Here is a 3,041-nt window from a genome sequence, read left to right on the forward strand (position 1 = left end):
CTGTATTTCCATAATGGAAATGAATTTAAAAATAAATTTATTACTTCCGAAAGATTATTGTTTATATAAAAATAAAAGAAAAACAAGTAAAACGAAACAAAAAGTCCGATTGGAATAATTGACAATTCCCACAAAGAAGGTCTTTTTAGTATTGGGAAGGTAATAAAAAGAAGTACGATTAAAAATATTAGTGGAGAATATACTAGTGAAGTCAATCCTATAATTAAAGAAATGAAAAATAACTTTTGAATTGCATTTTCCTTGTCAAATAGGTTGAGCAGATTTCTTATTATTTCTAAAACAAGAAACATTGATAAAATTGAAGGTCCTAAAATTATTGATTTTGGAAAAATAGCAAGGAGAGAAACATAAATAAATGATGGAATTGTGTTCCGTTCTCCAATAAGATTAAAACGGATGATGATTTTGTTTATAAAAATTGCTTGTATAATTACAAGTAAAATTGATATAGTTACAAGAAAATTTTGAGGGAGTAATGAAATGTTACATTTTAATAATTCACAAATAAATGAGTGATCAATAGGCGGAATAATATCCGCTTTAAAATATAGTACTCCGTTTACCAAAAAGCTATATAGAAGAAGTACTAAATAAATTATCGGATGTCTGGTTTTTAAATGTTTTAACAATTTCTTTAAAGTTTTAAATACAATAATCTAAATTTCAAAACAGTAACAAAAGTAGGAAATATTAAGTTCTTATGTCAAAAAGAATCCTTTTACTTTTTTATTTTATGTTAAAGAACCTCCCTTAAATTCTGCGGGTAATTAAATTTGCTTATACCTGTCCCTTCAAAATCAAGATATGAATTCATATTGTTTGATGACAGGCATGAATGAACAGGCAATATCCCAATAATACTAGCAATTTTTATTTTGTCAAAATCTTCTTTTTCCAATTTAATAATTCCATGTTCCTGTGACATTGATTTTAAGTATGCATTATTAAGAGGATTTGACCAAGATTCTGAATTTAATTTTACAACTCTTCCAAAAATTTTATTTCCTTTTTCATCAAAAATATATTCTTTTGAAAAATGAACTGCTCCTCCATAAATTACAATTTCATTTCTTTCAGGCTGCTTGTCAACTACAGGGCAAGCCATTGAAACAGCAATTTGTTCATAAGAACAGACTCCTAATTTTTCTTGCATTAGATCAAAAAAAACAAAATTGCCGGGTCGAATTTCATTTACGCCATTAAAATTTTCTGCAAGGGTACAAGAGGGTGTGTCTCCAATTGAAACAATAATATTTTTTGACTTTTTTTCAAAATGTTTTTTTAATAAAACAAGCTTTTCTTTTGAATCGGAATGTATTTTTAAAATCTCTCTTGTATTCTTAGCATCATAAGTATTTCCTGAGTGAGTTAAAAATCCGCAAAACAAATGTTTGCCTTTTTTAATTTCTTTTATTGTTTGACCTATTTGCTTAAAATCATCAGCAGAAATGCCTGAGCGATGATAGCCTGTATCAATTTTTATGAAAATGCTAACTTTGTTTGTTAATACATTATTTATAAATTTGACACTTTCATAATTTGCAACAAGCAAATTAAGTTTAATCTTTTTTGCTAAAATGTCAATTTTGTCTAACTCAGGAATATTGACAGGAAAAGCAATTGTAATATTTTCCCATCCTTTATCAGAAAAATATTCAGCCATTTCAACAGAGGAAACAGTGATTTTAGAAACACCATAATCCATAAACCACCTTCCAATTTCCGCAGATTGGTGTGTTTTAAAATGAGGACGAAATTGTAAGTTGTGTTTTTTTGCTTTTAAAAGCATTAATTCAATATTTTGAATACATTTCTTTTTATCAATTAACAATTCGGGTTTTGTTATTGAAACAGACAAAATATTAAATGTTTTTATTTTGATTCAGTTTTATAGCACTCTCACTAATCCGTGCATTTTTCAATGCAATTTATTATTTCTGATAATTGTAAAAACTTTAGTGAATAAATCTTCTTTTTCCCATCTCTAACAGATTTTACAATTCTTTGGTTTTTAAGTACTCTTAGGTGATTTGAAGTTGCCGCCTGACCGATGTTTAGTCGTTTTTGAATATCGGTAACAGTCATTTCTTTGTTTTTTTCAAGCATATCAACAATGGCTATTCGTAGTGGGTGTCCTATTGTGCGAAGTTTAGTTGCCATACATTCTAACTTCTCAAGGTCTAAGGAATTTTTTAACATCTTATATTTTTTAATATTATAATGAATTATATATTGCCACAAATGTAATATAATAATTTGATTTTATAGATATTTAAATATTTTTATTTAAGTAGTGTCTCTAAGAAAAATCTACAAAATTAAAAATGTTTCTTTTTGCGTTTTTTTATTTTTCTAAAATCACTGATGCAAAGGTATCAGCTCATTTCCAAAAAGTAAAAATCTCACTTGCTTGACGGCATAGGCAGGTAAAAAATAATGAATTTTATAAAAATAGATTTTTTCTAAGAGGCACTAAGTAGAATATAATTATATTTGCAATATGATTTATGATAACAAAATAGCACATCAGGTTGCACAAATATTACTTGAAAGAGAAGCAGTAATTTTAAAACCCAATAATCCATTTACTTGGGCATCGGGATGGAAATCTCCAATTTATTGTGATAACAGAACTTTATTGTCTTTTCCCAGTGAAAGGACTTTTATAAAGATGAAGTTATTTGAATTAATTAATGATAAGTTCAAAAATACCGAATCAATTGTTGGTGTGGCAACAGCAGGAATTCCTCATGCCGCACTTGTTAGTGATTTGTTGAATATTTCAATGGCTTATGCCAGAACAAAAGCAAAAGACCACGGAAGAAAAAATATTATTGAGGGTAAACTTGATAAAAAAGACAAAATTGTTGTTGTTGAAGATTTAATATCAACGGGTAAAAGTAGTTTTGATGTTGTAATAAAACTAAAAAATGATAATTATAAAGTTAGTGGTTTAATTGCCATTTTTACTTATGATTTTAATATTTCAAAGGAAAATGCTGAAAACAATAATATTAAAT

The 3,041-nt window shown here is 27.2% G+C and carries 4 protein-coding genes; 1 reads left to right on the forward strand and 3 read right to left on the reverse strand.

The window, feature by feature from the left end:
- The 3 genes from U9R42_06940 to U9R42_06950 form a co-directional block, all read right to left on the reverse strand.
- The coding region (locus U9R42_06940) for a hypothetical protein (protein ID MEA3495755.1) at positions 1–650 on the reverse strand (650 nt) is incomplete at its 3' end.
- A gap of 107 nt (positions 651–757) precedes the next feature.
- Positions 758–1,879, reverse strand: a complete 1,122-nt coding sequence (locus U9R42_06945) for an alanine racemase (GenBank protein ID MEA3495756.1) — start codon at positions 1,877–1,879, stop codon at positions 758–760.
- Between the two features lie 44 nt (positions 1,880–1,923).
- Positions 1,924–2,220 (reverse strand): metalloregulator ArsR/SmtB family transcription factor, encoded by a 297-nt coding sequence (locus tag U9R42_06950; GenBank protein MEA3495757.1) that lies wholly within the window; start codon positions 2,218–2,220, stop codon positions 1,924–1,926.
- A gap of 301 nt (positions 2,221–2,521) precedes the next feature.
- Here U9R42_06950 and pyrE point away from each other — a divergent pair.
- Positions 2,522–3,041, forward strand: a 520-nt coding sequence (pyrE, locus tag U9R42_06955; protein ID MEA3495758.1) for an orotate phosphoribosyltransferase, incomplete at its 3' end; no start/stop codon positions are given.

This window comes from Bacteroidota bacterium (assembly GCA_034723125.1).
In the GTDB taxonomy this organism is placed as follows: domain Bacteria; phylum Bacteroidota; class Bacteroidia; order CAILMK01; family JAAYUY01; genus JAYEOP01.

Coding starts and splice junctions, on each gene's coding strand:
- U9R42_06950 (MEA3495757.1), bottom strand. CDS start 2,220: ATGTTAAAAAATTCCTTAGACCTTGAGAAGTTAGAATGTATGGCAACT.